11 protein-coding genes are annotated in these 14462 nt (G+C 62.2%); 6 read left to right on the top strand and 5 right to left on the bottom strand.

Features of this window, described 5'->3' with window-relative positions; genetic code table 11:
- Positions 1 to 16: 16 nt before the first annotated feature.
- Positions 17 to 325 carry a nucleotidyltransferase family protein gene (locus NW848_RS09525; protein ID WP_414511027.1) on the bottom strand — a complete coding sequence of 103 codons (309 nt, stop codon included), beginning with the start codon at positions 323 to 325 and terminating at the stop codon, positions 17 to 19.
- A 70-nt stretch (positions 326 to 395) separates the two neighbouring features.
- Here NW848_RS09525 and NW848_RS09520 point away from each other — a divergent pair, with 70 nt between their 5' ends.
- From NW848_RS09520 to NW848_RS09505, 4 genes are all read left to right on the top strand, one after another.
- Positions 396 to 1664, top strand: a complete 1269-nt coding sequence (locus NW848_RS09520) for a TolC family protein (protein WP_414511026.1) — start codon at positions 396 to 398, stop codon at positions 1662 to 1664.
- 70 nt (positions 1665 to 1734) lie between these two features.
- Positions 1735 to 2955, top strand: coding sequence for a hypothetical protein (locus tag NW848_RS09515; protein WP_414511025.1), 1221 nt, complete (start codon positions 1735 to 1737; stop codon positions 2953 to 2955).
- A complete protein-coding gene (locus NW848_RS09510; RefSeq protein WP_414511024.1) occupies positions 2936 to 3277 on the top strand; it encodes an MGMT family protein in 342 nt (113 codons plus the stop codon). The genes NW848_RS09515 and NW848_RS09510 overlap by 20 nt, the downstream gene beginning before the upstream one ends.
- Before the next feature lie 26 nt (positions 3278 to 3303).
- The gene (locus tag NW848_RS09505; protein ID WP_414511023.1) at positions 3304 to 4986 is read left to right on the top strand and encodes an AAA family ATPase; all 1683 of its coding nucleotides are present in this window, start codon (positions 3304 to 3306) and stop codon (positions 4984 to 4986) included.
- 48 nt (positions 4987 to 5034) lie between these two features.
- Here the strand turns inward: NW848_RS09505 and NW848_RS09500 are convergent, their stop codons facing one another.
- The 4 genes from NW848_RS09500 to NW848_RS09485 form a co-directional block, all read right to left on the bottom strand.
- Entirely contained in the window at positions 5035 to 7563 is a 2529-nt protein-coding gene (locus NW848_RS09500) for a tubulin-like doman-containing protein (RefSeq protein ID WP_414511022.1), read from the bottom strand.
- Positions 7564 to 7660: 97 nt separating this feature from the next.
- Positions 7661 to 8857: a choice-of-anchor X domain-containing protein gene (locus NW848_RS09495; protein ID WP_414511021.1), complete on the bottom strand. Its 1197-nt coding sequence runs from the start codon at positions 8855 to 8857 to the stop codon at positions 7661 to 7663.
- 13 nt (positions 8858 to 8870) lie between these two features.
- Positions 8871 to 10025, bottom strand: a complete 1155-nt coding sequence (locus NW848_RS09490; RefSeq protein ID WP_414511020.1) for a hypothetical protein — start codon at positions 10023 to 10025, stop codon at positions 8871 to 8873.
- A 3-nt stretch (positions 10026 to 10028) separates the two neighbouring features.
- Positions 10029 to 12281, bottom strand: a complete 2253-nt coding sequence (locus NW848_RS09485; protein ID WP_414511019.1) for a hypothetical protein — start codon at positions 12279 to 12281, stop codon at positions 10029 to 10031.
- Positions 12282 to 12523: 242 nt separating this feature from the next.
- Here NW848_RS09485 and NW848_RS09480 point away from each other — a divergent pair, with 242 nt between their 5' ends.
- Both NW848_RS09480 and NW848_RS09475 read left to right on the top strand, forming a co-directional pair.
- On the top strand, positions 12524 to 13093 hold the full coding sequence (locus NW848_RS09480; protein WP_414511018.1) for a MarR family winged helix-turn-helix transcriptional regulator: 570 nt from the start codon (positions 12524 to 12526) through the stop codon (positions 13091 to 13093).
- Between the two features lie 8 nt (positions 13094 to 13101).
- A complete protein-coding gene (locus tag NW848_RS09475; protein WP_414511017.1) occupies positions 13102 to 14316 on the top strand; it encodes an endo-1,4-beta-xylanase in 1215 nt (404 codons plus the stop codon).
- Positions 14317 to 14462 lie beyond the last annotated feature (146 nt).

Here is a 14462-nt window from a genome sequence, read left to right as displayed (position 1 = left end):
CTGCTACGCCCACTCGTCAGACATAAACCGCCTCCCGAAGGATGGATGCGCGCAACTCGGGACGCAGGGCGTCTATCATCACCAAATCCACTCGTCGCCGTAGGACGCGCTGCAAGTAGAACTTGAGTTCCATATAGTTGTCGAAGTTAACCCCGTCTGGCTCGAACTCAACCAGAATATCGACATCGCTGCGCTTGCGCGCCGTGCCGCGAGCGTGCGAGCCGAACACCGCCAACCGCGCCACACGAAACTGTCGGCGCAGAGTGTCGTGGCGAAGCGTAAGCTGCTCGCGAATTGTCGCCAGCGTCGGATTCGTGGGAGTCATCACGGAAAGTATACCCTGTCTGCACCCCCGTGAACAGGAACCCACCCCCGTGCGTCGAACCATGCCTGTGATGAGACCGAGCCTTGTGATCTGCGTTGGGCTGTTGGCGGTCGCTGCCGTGAATGCGCAGGAGACGCTGAGTCTGGACGACGCGCTGCGCTTGGCGTTGCAGAACAACGGGCTGGCGCGCGCCGCGCTTGCCGAGACCGACGCTGCCGACGCCCGCCTCGCCGCCGCACGCGCGAACCTGTATCCCAGCATCGACCTCAGCAGCAGCACGACGCGCACGCGCATCGAGGGCGGAGGCGCAATCGCCGACACCACCCAACGCCAGAACGGCTTCGGGCTGGAGTGGCTGCTGCTGGATAACGGGCAACGCGAGTTGCGCATTCGCCAGAGTTCGCGCACGGCAGAGGCGACGCGCCAAAGCACGCGCGAGACCCTCCGCCGCGTGCTGTTCCAGACCGCGCGCGCCTACTACGAAGTGTTGCGGCGCAAAGAGTTGCTGCAGGTCGCCGACACCGCCGTGCGTCGCGCCGAGACGCTGCTGGAGGTCGCCAAAGCGCAGGCGGAGGTCGGCGCCGCGCCCCAGAAAGATGTGCTGCAGGCGGAGGCGGATCTTGCCAACGCCCGCGTGCAGCAGATTCAGGCACGCAACGCCTTGCGCTTGGCGGAGACCGACCTGAAGCGGCTCATCGGCTGGGACGCGCAAAAGCCGCTACCCGCGCTAACCGCGCCCGACGCCCCGCCGAAGCCTGACCCTGCGCTTAGCGTTGAGCAACTATGGCAGCGCGCCCGTTTGCAACGCCCCGACCTGCGCGACGCCGAACTGCGCCTGCAAATCAGCCGTCTGGGGCTGGACGCCGCGCGCCTGAACAGCCTGCTGCGCCTGCAAATCAGCGCGCGCGGCTTCCGTGAGTACGACCCCAACAGCCGCACGCAAGGCAGCATCAGCATCGTCGCCTCGTACCCGCTGTTCGACGGCGGGCTGACCCGCGCGAATCTGCGCGAGGCGGAGGCGAGCCTGCAGAGCGCACAGTTCCGCCTGCAACAAGCCGAGCGCGACGCCTACGCCGAAGTGGAGAGCGCGCTGCTAAGCCTCCGCGAGGCGTCCGAACGGCTGGAGGCGTCCAAAATCGCCGTCGCCGCCGCGCAACGCAACTTCGACGCCGCGCAAGAGTCGCTGCGCGAGGGCGTCGGCACGATTGTGGAGGTGCTGACCGCGCAACTCGCGCTGATTACCGCCGAGACGAACCTCGTGCAGGCGACCTACGACGCCGCCGTCGCCGAACTGCAACTGCGTGTTGCTACAGGCGAGCGGCTACCCGCAGAGCCGTAAGCGGGAACCTCTTGAGGTCAGCATCCTGTCAAAGTTTTGGTGTATAATACCGATTGAAGGAGGCGCACTAATGAGACGGTTGTTGATTGTGGCAGGCGTGCTGGCGACGCTTGTAGGGCAACTGTTTGCGCAGGATAACCCGTGGAAACCGCTTGGCGGGTGGCAACTTGTCGAGTGGCTGGACGATGTGCAGATTGTGAAGGTGCTTCGCAAAGGCGACCTTATGCCTGCGATTTTCCCGCCTAAGCCGACTTGGCAGCCCGACGCAGGCGACTTTTTCCCCGCGTCGGATGTTCTGCTGTACCGACGGATGCCCGCCTCCACTGGGCAACAGGAATATTATGCCTACGAGAGCTACAACATCGTGCTGGATGACGCGAACATTCGGCGCGTGTTCGATCCTGCAGGCGTGGGGCGGTTCCGTATCAGCAGCGTCGAAATAATGGTCTATTTCCCTGCTGCTGGATTCTACACCATTCAGGGCTTCTGGACTGGCTCTGATGATAACATAACGCCTTTCCCCACCAGCAATCCACCGAACACCTTCTTGCGCAGCAACGAGGGACCACACACTATTTTTGTGTGGCAGGCAGGCGTTGGGCGACTCCGTACCAACATAGACCCAAGCAATGAGGTATTCACTGTGCAGTGTGGCGTGCTGGATGGGTCAATCGACTCGCAGCGACGCTTCAACTGCTATGTCGGCATTCAAGTGAGCCCGCCGGGCGCGTGGGTCTGCGGCGCACTGCCAGGCACGGACTTGAACTTGGACTACTTCCTCGAATACGATGGCAACGATTACGAAGCCTACCGACTGCAAGGGGGCGTGCCCGCGACCTTCGCGATGCAGTTAATCGGCAACGCGACGCCTTCGCTGTACGGCAGAATCACGATTGCGGGTTACACGGGCAGCTTGGAAGGTAAGACCGCCACAATCAAGGTAAAACAAGGTACCCAAGTGTTTACTTACACGGCGACCTTGGGCGCGAACGGGCAGTACGCCGTACCGATTGACCAGTCGGGCAACATGGAAGTGCTGGCACAGGTCGCGCCAGGGCTGGCGCGGAAGGTCAGCCTCAGCAATGTGTCGGGACCTGTGCAGCAGAACTTCACGCTCACCAACGGTGATGTGAACGGCGATAATGTGGTCGACGACGCCGACCTGCTGCAGGTGCTGTTCAACTTCGGAGGGACTGACCGCGCCAGCGATGTGAACGGCGATAATGTGGTCGACGACGCCGACCTACTCATCGTGCTGTTCAATTTTGGCAGTGTCGGCGACCGATTCTAACGCGCGGCGGGTCTACGCGCTGGTGCGCCAGATTCCGCGCGGTAAGGTGATGAGCTACGGGCAGGTGGCACGCGCCTGCCCGCCGCTTACCGCCCGCCAAGTGGGACGAATCATGGCGCGCGCGCTGGACGGCGACATCCCGTGGTGGCGCGTGGTGGGCAGCGACGGCAGCCTGCGCATCCACAAGCGCGACCCGATGCTCGCCCAACTCCAGAAATCGCTCCTCCAGCAGGAGGGTGTGCCCTTCACCCCCGACGAGCGCGTCCAAATGACCCCCGACTATGTCGCCGACCCTGCAACCTTCGAGGTACAATTGCGGTAGTATCATGGTGAGGAGGTCTTATCCGAATGGCACGCCGTTATGACGACGAGTTCGAATTGCCCGAGACGCAAATCCGCGCTCTGGCGATTCTGGAAGAGATTATGCGTCTTGCGCCCCGCGACGACCTACGCCTGCGCCAAATGCTGCGCCTGCTCCAGCACCAACTGGAAGTCGACGAGAAGCAGATGCAGGAGGCGATGCAGGCAATTCAGGAATACGAGGAGGCGTATCAGAAACTGACCAGCCCTGCCAACCGCATCGGCGTCTTTCTGAACCAGCCCGATGAGGGCGTCGCGCTGATTGCGCTGGGCGACAGCGAATACTACGCCAACATCGACCCCAAGTTAGAGAACCCCGACTTCAAAGTGGGCACGCGCGTGAAGGTCAACGAAGCGTTTGCCGTCATCGGCGACTTGGGCTATCACCCTGCGGGACCGATTGTGAAGGTACAAGAGGTGCTGGAGGGGGATCGCTTGCGCGTCGGGTCGGACCCGCAAGGCATGACCTCGCGCATCGTGTTCCGCTCCACTGACCTGTCGGAAGTTCTCATCAAGCCCGGTGACGAGGTGCGCCTCGAACCCAACTACAAAGTCGCCATCGAACACATTCCCCACCAAGAGGTGCGCGACTACTACTTCGAAGAGGTACCCCCCATCGAGTGGAGCCAAATCGGCGGGCAGGAAGAGGCGATTCGGCTCATCCGCGAGACCATCGAACTGCCCCTACTACACCCCGAAGTGTTCCAACGGTTCGAAAAGCAGCCGCTTAAGGGCATCCTGCTCTACGGACCGCCGGGCTGCGGCAAGACGCTCATTGGCAAGGCGACCGCCTACAACCTCACGCGCCAATATTCTGAACGGATGGGCAAGCCCGTGAAGGAATACTTTATGTATATCAGCGGTCCCAAGATTCTGAACATGTGGCTGGGCGAGACGGAGCGCATGGTGCGCGAAATCTTTTCGATCGCCCGTGAGAAGGCGCGCGAGGGCTATCTCGTGTTTATCTTTATCGACGAGGCGGAGTCGATCTTGCGCACACGCAGTTCGGGCAGGTGGCTCAACATCTCCAACACGGTCGTGCCCCAGTTCTGCGCCGAGATGGACGGGCTGGTGAGCCTGGAGAATGTGGTGGTGATGCTCACTTCCAACCGCCCCGACTATATCGACCCCGCCATACTGCGCCCAGGACGCATTGACCGCAAGGTGAAGGTGCGCCGTCCCGACCGCGACGCCACGCGCGAGATTTTCGGCATCTATCTTACGCCGACGCTGCCGCTGGATGCCGACTTCGTGCGCGAGTACGACACGCCCGCCGAAGCGCGCGAGTGCCTGATTGAGCAAACCGTGCAGTACCTCTGGCGCAAGGCGCCCGACACCGAGTTCCTGCAGGTGTATCTGCGCAACGGCGGCGTCGAGACGCTCTACTGGCGCGATATGGTCAGCGGCGCGCTCATCAAGTCGGTCGTCGATCGCGCGAAAGAGTTCGCTATCCGCCGCGCGATTGAGGAGCCGAGCGTCGAACACGGCGTCCGCCCCGACGACCTCAAGCGCGCCATCGAGATGGAGTACCGCGAGAACGAAATCTTCCCCAAGTCGGATGTGATGGAAGACTGGCTCAAGCTCATCGATTACGAGCCTGAGTATGTCGCCAGCGTCAAGCCCATCCGCCCAGGCGCAACGGGCGAAGATTTGCGACGCACCGTGATCTGATGCACTATGCGTGCGGAGTGGGAATTGCCCCTGCTCCGCACGGCAGCGTCAGCTGACCCCCTCGTAAAGATCTGGTAGTAGCTCAAGGAACCGCCTGTCAAGGTGGAGCAGCTCGGCGGTCTGGGGGAACTGCCGCCTCTGTTCGTAGTGATGGCGCAGGCTGCGGGTTCGCTCCAACCAGAAGGCTCGCGCGCCGTACACGCGCTTCATAATCTCGATAGCGAATGGGTAGCCGCTATGCACCAGTTCCGCATTCTGCAGCAGCGGCTGGCTCCGAAGCCACTGCTCAGTTTGTTTATAATTTGGGTCGTCTTGCCCAGCGGGCACGGTGGCGGCGAAGAACTCTTGGTAGCCGATGTTTCCGACTCCCACTGCGCTTGCGCTCCAGAACGGCTGGCAAGTGTTGAGCATCGTGGTAAGCAGGTTGGGCAAGTCGTCGCGTTCGAGAATAAGCCGTGCGATTGAGACCTGTTCTCGCAGGGCGGCTTGCATTTTAGCGCCGATCGCTCCCACCAACTCAGCTACCAGCTCGTCGCTGCTTTTCTGGGCTAAGGTGTTCAATCGCTGGTCGAGCTCTGTGCCCAGTTGCTGCCACAGCTGGTCGCGATAGGCGGCGATGTCCACGGGCACACGGTCTAAGAACCTGTGGAACTCTTCGGGCGTAAGGCTCCACTGATCCAGCACATAGGTAGAGCCTGGAGCCGCGGCGTGTAGGCGCGTGCTCAAAATTTCGGCGCATCGGTGGTCAATCTCGCCTAACTTAGCGATTGCCAGCTCAATTTGGCGCTTCCACTCCTTGAGCTGGGGGAGGATTGCTGGCTTTCCGTCGATGGGTTGGTCGCTGCCAAGCACTTCCAGGGTTGCTTGACGCGCGACCGCTTGCAGTTCGTAGTTGCCGTAGCGTCCCAGCGTGAGGAGCGCATCGTCGATGGCTTGCTCGTCCGCGCTGCCCATCGCTTGTATCCTGCCGCTCAGTCCACGCAGGCTGGTCAGGAAGGCGAGCCGACTGCCGAGTTCGTTTTCCAATCGTCCCTTCGTGTCTGTGTCGTAGCTTTGTTGCTCCTCGACCAGTTCACGCTGTACGCTCTCGAAGATGGTGATCAGCTCGTCTACGAACTGGTAGGCGGCGCGCAGCCCGCGCTCGTGAATAATGCTGTTTGTGCGCTCGCGGATGGCTTGGCATGCGCGTTCCAAGACTACGGGACGCTGCTGGCTTACTTGGCGTCGCGCTGTTGGTAACAGGTCGTTTTGCAGGCGCGTGATTTCCCGCTGGATCCACTCGGCGGCGTATTGTGCCTGCTTGAGGTCGTCGCCGCCTGCCTCGCGTTCCAGCTCTTGGCGCGTGCGTGACAGTGTATAGCGTCCGGAGAACAGTTGCAGCGAGAGGTCGTCGCGGTCGCGCCGCTCTTCGAGGCGGTTCGCTTCCAAAAAGCCGTCGACCAGCTGTTCCAACTCGGCGCTGGTGAGCGGCTGTCCAAGCAGGTCGTCCGTGATGAACTGGCGCAGCTGCCGAACTGCGCCGTGCTCCAGCAGTTCGACGATGGGCACGGAGAGCGCCGTGACGCCGAGGCTGTGCAGGGTGCGCAGCTTTTGGGTCTGCGGGCACGGCTGCATTGTGAGTACGGTGGCGATGTTGGCTTGCGCCGCGCGGTTGCGCGCGCCCACAGGCGAGCCGATGTCTATCAAAAGCGCGCGCGCGGCAAGCTCCAGCACCTCGTCACGACTTGCCAGCATCCGCCCGTCCGCCGTGCCACGCTCCAATATGAACTCTTCGTCGTAGACAGGCGCGCTTACCGTGATGTCGCTGAGATTCGGATACCGAAAAGTAAACGGCTGTTGCCTGAGCAAGTTCGCATCGCAGAAGTATTCCAGCTCCTTGAGGGCAGCATAGCCGTTCGCCTGGATAATCGACATAAAGGCTGTGTTGTTGCGCAAGGTCGGCTCGTTCTCGAACACGGCAGGCATATAAAACAGCCCCACGATGGAGACGCTCGCGTTTGGCGCAAGCTGTCGAAGCAGGGTGCGCGTCAGCACCGCCGTATCCAAAAAGAGCGACGAGCCTGTGCCGCCACATAAACTCCCCACGATGTAGATGCGCACTTGGTTCGTATCTAACTGGAAGCTGCGCGCACGCTCCCTGAGACGAATCTGCAGCTCCTGACCGATATTCAAACATTCATTCAACGCGGTTCTGAGCTTGCCTAATATCGTTTCTAAGCTCACATAGAACGCGAATCGTCCGACGGGACGAATGCCGCCCACGCCGTTCGCGTTGCGCAAGATATGCACGGGGAGGGCGTCGGGTATCCACTCGCGCAATTTCGCAAGCTCGCCAATTCCCTTCTTGACGGAATCGTAGACCGCCTCGGGGTTTTGTAGGGTTAGCATGGCGCGTTCGGCGTCAGGCGCATCCGCCAACTTAGGCGCAGGCGCGAACGCGGCTTGGTCTGTATCTATCAGTAGGAATCGGATAAGCGGAACCTCGCCGTAGCGGATGCGCATAAGCCGCTTCAGTCGGCGCGCCGTCCAAACGCCGCTCCCGCCCAGCCCAATCACCAGCGTGGGCGCAACGCTCATCACTTGAGCGACTTGTAGGTCCCCAATCGTGTTCTCTAATGCTGTCCGCAGAGTTTGTTGAATCCCGTTCATAGCGCACCTCGTAAACGGATTATACCTACTGTGTGAACTGTTGCCACAGGCGCCACCAGTAGACCAGTGCGCCCAGCGCGCACAAAAGTGTAATACGGCGCGGAAGCGTGGTGGGCATTAGTCGGCTCCAGAGGGGCGCGTTCGCCCGTGTTGGCTCCGCCCGCTCGTAGCGGATGGTCTCACTGCCCGCGAGGCACTGTTCGCCCTCCTGAAGCGTCGCCTCGTTTTGGCGGAGCGGTTCGCCTGGCTTGCGCAAGGCAACAGGGCTTCCAGGCGCGACGCGAACCACCACTTCAGGCTTCTCCGCACTGGCGCGTAGCTCCAGCCCACGAATGGAGAGGTTCTGTTCGGGTTCGAGGAAGTGTGTTTCGTTCGCGATTCGAATTGTGTGGCGATACCGCAGGGGCGGCTGGCGCATGGGCAAGAGTAGGTAGACGAGCGTCAGCCCAATCGCCACATAAAGCCAGAAGTAGCTGAGGGTCGTCGCCTCGACCTGCACGACCTCGCTCTGGCTCTGCAGGGCTTGACCGTTACGCACAACGCGCACAATCGCCGTAAGGCGGTACGCTCCGCGCTTCGGCAGCTCCACGGAAGCGGTGAGCAACGACTCGCTTCGGCGCATCGGTACTTCCTGTCGCCAATTGTCGCCCTCTATGCGCAGGAGCGCGGTAAGTGTCGGGTCTTGTCCCAAGTAGGGCGATTCTCCAAGCAGCAGGCGTGCGCGCGCCGTTGTCCGCGCAGGGATCGTGCTGCCTGGCTCAGGCTGGGTGAGGCGGGCGTAGGGGATAACCACCGCTTCGAACGGCACAAAGTCCGACCAAAACTCGCGTTTCGTGGTTTTGCCCGCATCCTGCAGCTCCACTTGGGCGCGGATGCGCACGCGGTAATTCGCGGGGCGCGGCGGGCGATAAAGCGCCGTGTAGGTTCCGTCGCTCGCTTGCGCATCGCCGTGCGTGCCGTCGTCCCACATCGTGACGCGGTCGACAAGCGCGCCGTTTTCGTAGACTTGCGCCGTGAGGAACAGCTGCGCCGTCTCGCCGCGCCCGCTGATAACCGTGACGCCTGCCCTTTGAAGCGCGGCTTGGAGTTGTATTGTCGGCGCGTCTTGCGCCCAACTGTGCAATGACTGCGCCGACGGCGCATGCACCACCACGCGCCACTCCTGCGCCGAGCAAACTGCCAGTGTCCCCAACAGCGCAGCACCGATGATTCCTACTCGCATCGCGCCTTCCCCTTCAGGTTCGGATAACGCGAATCGTGCCCCAGTCTTCGGGGATGGCTCGCCAAGCCCAACGCAATCCACTGCGGTCTCGCGTCAGCTCTAGCTTGACGAACAGGTACGCCGTCCCCTCGTGGAAGAATCCACGAAAGCTGTCGGGAAATTCTTCCGCGCCTGCAATCCCGATTCCTGCTTCCGAGTTGTCGTTGCGCAGCACCAGCGCCGCTTGGGGGACGGTCTCTCGCAAGGCGCGTAGGAGCGTATAGGCGGCGACGGCGAGGTCGGCGGGCGACGCCTGCCGCTCGTACAGCGTCTCTATGGCGAAACGCGGCGACGCGCCCGTCGCATCCGCTTGGAAACTCTCCAGTAGTGCAAGCAGGTTCCGACAGCGTTGGAATGGCGTCCACCCTTTTTTCTCGTGCAGGTCGTGCAGTTCCGCTGCGAGCGCGAGGATTTCGGGCGTTGTCTGGTCTGCCTGCAGGTATCGGAGCCAGTCGCCTTCGCTTTGGCGCTCGCGGGGTCGCTCGCGCGCCTGTTCGAGTCGGGTCGGGCTGAAGGCGACTGTAAGGCTCAATAGTTCGGGCGCGGATTCGGGCGTGGGCGCGAAGCTCCACTGATAAGCAACAGTTTGCCCCTGCTGTTGGCGCAGTGGCTCCACCTCCGCCGCCAGTTCCGCGGGGACGAGATTGACCGCAGGGCGCGGGTAGCGCTTGATGCGCCGCGCGGTCAACACGCTGAGCGCAATCGCCGTTAGCAGCCCCAGTTCCAGCGCGCCCGCGGCACGCACAATCGCCAGTATCAGCACAATCGGCAACGCTATCAGGAAAAGGAGCAGTTGCCACGACTCCAGCCCCGCGCTATCGACACAGCTCTGGAGGCGCGCCATCAAAGGCGGGTCGCTTGTCTGTCGCAGCGCGAGGAGAGCGAGACCGAACCCCACTGTCGCCGTTAGCAACACGGCGACCAACGCCGCGCCGTCATACGCTGCAAGCGATTGGAGCCAACGCGCCCATTCGGGCATTCGATGCATCAGCCAGTGGATGAGCAACGCGAGCGGCAGTGGGAAAAAGCCGATTGCAACCCACAGCATCGCACCGACCGTAATTGGCGCGGGTAAGTCGGTCGCGTGATAGGTAATCTCCTCTGACTCTGAGAGCGGTCTTTCGTGCATGGTTTACTCCGTTGCAGACGCGTCGTGTGCATCGGGCACGCGGTCTACCCAGCCGAGCTGGACGAACCCCGCCACCGCGGGCAGTTGCAGGACAATCCACTGACTCCCCAACTGCGTTTGAGCGGTTTGCTGGATGTGGTTGTTTAGCGCGGGTTCATCCACGGCGTGCAGCTGCCATCCCACAGCGCTTCGCGCCGACTGCGCCAGATACGCGCGCGACTCTTGGTAACACTCATCGAGTAGCCCGCGCACGGCGCTCGACTCGTTCACGGGGAGGTAGTCGCTGATACGGCGCATCTGCTCGCCGCGTAGCTGCTCGATCCACAGCTGTTTGGCAGCCTGATAAATCATTGCTTCCAGCGTTTGGTCGCTCAGGCGATTGATAAGTGTCTCGTAGGCGTCGACGGAGGCGTTTTGCAGCGTCTGTCGCCAAAGCGCGGGCAGGTCTTGCCCGATTAGGCGTTCCTGCAGTTTGGGTTCCAGTTGTTGCCATGTGCGCACGGCTGCCCGCGTCAGCGGCGTGTGGGGCGGGTCGAACGCGCGCGCGTGCGCCTGCCAGTTCTGACGCACGCGCTCAAAGTCTTCCAACCCGCGTCGGTTCATACCAGCCAGCTCCTGAAGGCGGTTCAGGAAGTTGCTTTGTACCTGCTGAAGCAGTTGCAGCCCCATCTCGCGCAGGTGGGAGACGATAGCCTGTTCAAGGGCGAGGAGCGCGTCTTGGGTGGCTTGCTCGACGCGCTCGTGCGCGTCGCGAATCGTCTGAATCGCTTTCAGAATGATTGCGACCGTCGCGCTAAGCCCCGCGACGCCGATGAGCCCCCACGCGCTCCATGGGGGCGCGCCCGCGAAGACCGCACGCACCGCCTCGTTGAGCGCGGCGGTTAGCCAGTCCCATCGCGCCAGCGCGAACGCCGTATAGCCAATCAGCGCGAGGGTAAGCAGCGCGCGGGTGATGACCGCATACGGGTTGGGCGCATCAGCAATCGCACGCTCCAACTCCGTGTAGCGCTGTTGCGTTCCCCCGCGGTCTACCCCGCGTGGCGTGCCAGGCTTGGCAGAGCGCCATTCGTTCAGGCACTTGACGAGATGTTCGAGCGTGCGCTCCACCGCCGCGAAGACACCTACCCCCTGCTGCGCGATAGTATCCAGCACAGCGACAATTGCCTCGTCTGCTTCCTGCTGCTTGCGCGCAGCGTTGCGCTGCATTTTGGGCAGCCAGAACTCGCGCAGCAGCCAGCCCCAAGTTAGTTCGTAGTCGATGAGCCGCTCTTTGCGCCGATGCCATGGCGTGCGGCTCAGGTCTATTAGCACAGTACCCTTGCGCAGGGCGACTTGGAACCGTTGTTCGGGTATGGCGTTCGGCTCCGCGCGCACTTCGGTGACCTCTTCGATGCCGTCGAACAGGGCTTGCCAGAAATCGGCTTCATCGAGTGCGTGCGCTGCGGCTTCGTTCCAGCGTGGCTGGCTCGGATGAGGGTTCGGATCCAGCGCCAGCGACGAGAGTTCGTGCGCCAGAAAGTTGCCCGCCGCACTGCTGATGTGTGGCAACGGCACATAAATCAGCCCCAGCCCCACTGTCGACAGCTCGGTTAAGGTTCCGTTGCTCTCGAAAAGGGGGTGTCGGGCGGTGTCATACGGCGCTAACGCCGCAAGGAGCAAAAACTGCACCGCGAGCGGCAGGGTCGCCTCCTCGACTGTGCTGCCGTTGCTTCGGTATCGGCGCAGCACGACTGTGTAAGCTGGCGCAAACGGACGCAGCGTCTCCAGCCACGCTTGCACTGCCGACGCTGAGGGCAACCAATCCGCGCGGGCAACCATAATCGTGGTGATGCATAACACAACCCCAGACGACTCCGTCGCCGCACTCAGAGCGCGTAGAACCGCCCTCACCTGTTCGTGGGGGCAGTCCGAGAAGAAAACCAGCGCGACGCGCAGCTCCAGTCGCTCCGTGCCAGTCGTATTGATATGGCTTGCACGCACGCAATCGATGGCGTGGACGCTCGTGACGGCTTCACACCAGCGGCGAACGCCGTCGCAAAGGTCGTTACCAACACCTTCCCCCACACGCTCCGTGAGGTCGAGCAATTCACGGTTGACGACAAGCCCCAACCGCACAATTGGAGTCACCTGCGGATAGCACTCCCCCAGCCAAAAGCGCGCCTCGCTCAAGACCGCTTTCAGCGATGCCTCCTCTCTCTCACCGACCCCGATGACGAGGGTAGGCGCATAGTTTAGTACCTGATTTTGCGTGCCCACTTCTTAGATTGCCCCTCTAACGCACGATGGTATCAGAAGCATACCTCACTGCAAGGCGTCTTGTCAACTGCCTCCGAGGGTGTTTCAAAGCGCATTTTTCTAATGGTATCAGTGAAGTTTCTGCGAGCGTGTTTCCCGTACCTCTGATTTCTCACGCCATCGGCGATTGCGCAAGGCGTGTCGCACACGCAAACCTTTAGCCACGCTACATTTTTGGGTATCCTTATGCGTAGGTGAGATTCGTGCGAGAACCGATTAGGTTGCCGATGGCGCTGACGGACGAGCTGCTCAGCCATGCCGAGCTGGTCGCAGGGGTGTTCCTGCAGGCGATGTATACCTCCATCGGTGAGAAGTTGCTGGAGGAGCTGGCAGAGTCAGACCTGACCTACTCGCAGATGCAGGCGTTGCGGTATCTCAACACGCATAAGCGCGTCACAGTGGGCGACTTGGCGGAGGGGCTGAACATCTCCTATCCGTCGGCGACGAACATGGTGCATCGGTTGGAGAAGAAGTCGCTGATTCGGCGCGTGGCGAACCCACGCGATCGGCGTCAGGTCGGGCTTGTGCTGACCGATGCGGGACGCGAGATGATTCAGCGCGTCGACCAAGAGCGTCGCCAGCGGTTCGCGAGCGTGCTGGCGCGTATGGAGCCGTCCGAGCGGGGCGCGTTCATACAGGGCTTGAGCGCGTTCATCCGCGCGGGCGTCGAAGCGGGCATCCTCAAGCCGATGGAGGTGTGCCTGCAGTGTGGCGCAAGCGCCGACCCCAGCTGCCCGCTGGTGGAGATGCACGCGGTAGAGGCGTGTCGGTGAGGGCATCTATGCAACTTACCCAGCAAGCGCATAACCTCCTTGCAGGCGCAGCCGAGCGAATCGAAAAGCACCGCAAGGCGGACGCGATCATCCGCCTGCTCGACTCGCGCGGCAGGCCTGTGCGCAACCGCCGCGTGAAAGTAGAGTTCCTACGCCACGCCTTCCTGTTCGGCGCGAACATCTTCCCACTGTACGACTTCGAGGGGGCACAGCACGAGACCTACGGGCGTCGGTTCCGCGAAGTGCTGAACTACGCGACGCTGGGCTTCTACTGGGGCGCGTATGAGCCAGAGCAGGGGCGCGCCACAGGACGCGAGCGGCAGATGCGCATCGCCCAGTGGTGTCGCCAATATGGAATCGCCACCAAAGGACACCCGCTGGTGTGGCACGAAGTCTACCCGCGCTGGGCGCCGAACGACCCCGACGCCGTGAAGCCCTTGCTGAAGGCGCGCGTGCAGAGCATCATCCGCGAGTTTCGCGGGCTGATTGACCGCTGGGATGTCATCAACGAGGCGACCGTCTCGCAGAACTTCGACAACGGCGTCGGCAAGTGGGTCGCCCGCGACGGGGCAGCGACCGTTGTGCTGGAGACCCTGCAGTGGGCGAAGGAGGCGCACCCGCAGGCGTTCCTGCTCTACAACGACTACAACCTCAGCCCCGCGTTCGAGCAACTGGTCGAGACGCTGGTCAAGCGCAACGCGCCGCTGGATGCCGTCGGTATCCAGTCGCATATGCATCGGGGCGAGTGGACACTGGAGCGGGCATGGCAGGTGTGCGAGACCTACGCGCGATTCGGCAAACCGCTGCACTTCACGGAGATTACCGTGCTGTCGGGGCAGCACGGCTGGGAGCTGCCGCGCCCGTGGGCGTCCACCCCAGAGGGCGAGCAGCGGCAGGCGGACTATGTGGAGCGGCTCTACACGCTGCTCTTTTCGCACCCTGCGGTGGAGGCAATCACTTGGTGGGATTTGTGCGACCGTTTCGCGTGGCAGGGCGCGCCTGCGGGCTGGCTGCGCGAAGACCTCAGCCCCAAGCCCGCCTACGAGCGCGTCCAACGCCTCATCCGCGAGCGGTGGTGGACGCCGACCCAGACGCTGACCACCAACGCGCGGGGCACCGCGCGCCTGCGCGGCTTTCTGGGAACCTACCGCCTCACCATCGGCGCAAAAACGCAGGAGTTTGAACTCACACGCGGAAAAAATGAGTGGGTGGTGCGGGTATAGGCGCGTTTGTCAGAACGGAACTGCCTCCCGCAGGCTCCCAGAATCGGGCGTAAACGATGTATTGGCGCATGCGCCCCAACTTCTTGACAACCTTGCCATCGATGGGGTACTATCTAACCTGTAGCCTGAATGAATGGAGGTGTCGG

The organism is Synechococcus sp. RC10A2, from assembly GCF_047502605.1.
This window is presented reverse-complemented; position numbering and strand designations above follow the sequence as displayed.

Excerpts from the sequence above, each read along its gene's own strand:
- NW848_RS09520 (WP_414511026.1), top strand. The coding sequence starts at position 396 with ATGAGACCGAGCCTTGTGATCTGCGTTGGGCTGTTGGCGGTCGCTGCC.
- NW848_RS09525 (WP_414511027.1), bottom strand. The coding sequence starts at position 325 with ATGACTCCCACGAATCCGACGCTGGCGACAATTCGCGAGCAGCTTACG.
- NW848_RS09490 (WP_414511020.1), bottom strand. The coding sequence starts at position 10,025 with ATGCACGAAAGACCGCTCTCAGAGTCAGAGGAGATTACCTATCACGCG.
- NW848_RS09500 (WP_414511022.1), bottom strand. The coding sequence starts at position 7,563 with ATGAGCGTTGCGCCCACGCTGGTGATTGGGCTGGGCGGGAGCGGCGTT.
- NW848_RS09515 (WP_414511025.1), top strand. The coding sequence starts at position 1,735 with ATGAGACGGTTGTTGATTGTGGCAGGCGTGCTGGCGACGCTTGTAGGG.
- NW848_RS09505 (WP_414511023.1), top strand. The coding sequence starts at position 3,304 with ATGGCACGCCGTTATGACGACGAGTTCGAATTGCCCGAGACGCAAATC.
- NW848_RS09475 (WP_414511017.1), top strand. The coding sequence starts at position 13,102 with ATGCAACTTACCCAGCAAGCGCATAACCTCCTTGCAGGCGCAGCCGAG.
- NW848_RS09495 (WP_414511021.1), bottom strand. The coding sequence starts at position 8,857 with ATGCGAGTAGGAATCATCGGTGCTGCGCTGTTGGGGACACTGGCAGTT.